The 624-nt window shown below is 38.6% G+C and carries 1 pseudogene; it reads right to left on the reverse strand.

Going from position 1 to position 624, the window contains the following annotated elements:
• Positions 1 to 60 precede the first annotated feature (60 nt).
• A pseudogene (locus ACTNDQ_RS15425) lies at positions 61 to 624 on the reverse strand (hypothetical protein); the annotation flags it as partial.

Consider the following 624-nt stretch of genomic DNA (forward strand, 5'->3'; position numbering starts at 1 on the left):
GAAAAGCTGTATGAGAGGGGTATGTTACTGTCTGCTGCTTAGCAGGCAGAACTTCTCATTTTAATTTGTACTAAATCTTGACATAGGACCATCTGGATGTTTTATATAATATTTTTCAATCTGCTCTTTAATCTTATATTTCTTCATAAAGGACATAAGATACGGACAGCTCTTTGCATAATCTACCGGTAAAGAATGATTTGAATCCGTTTTTGACAACAATCGTGACATCTGTATATAGGAGTTTATGTCATTTTCATCTATCTGCAAATGATGCTTCACGCTGCTGTCATCCGTATAATCACCGGAATCCATGACAGATATACGCTCTGTCCTGCTGACTCCCTGATACATGGCATTTTCTGCCAGCTCCTTCATACGGATAATTGCACTGTCCCCTGCCTTCAACTCACTTAGAGCATGGGAATAATTCTTCCACACTTCCTTAAATTTAATGTCTTTGACTTCATCATCAAAAAGAAAGTTCATAACCTGAAAAAACTCTGCATAATGCTCATCAAGCTGATTTTCATCGTAAGCGCACAGTTTTAAGGTGTACCCCATAACTGAAATCTGGCACCCTGCGCTAGGATGCCAGACATGCGAGTATTTTACTCCATTTTT

Source organism: Blautia massiliensis (ex Liu et al. 2021) (assembly GCF_052064225.1).
Taxonomy (GTDB): Bacteria; Bacillota; Clostridia; order Lachnospirales; family Lachnospiraceae; genus Blautia_A; species Blautia_A fusiformis.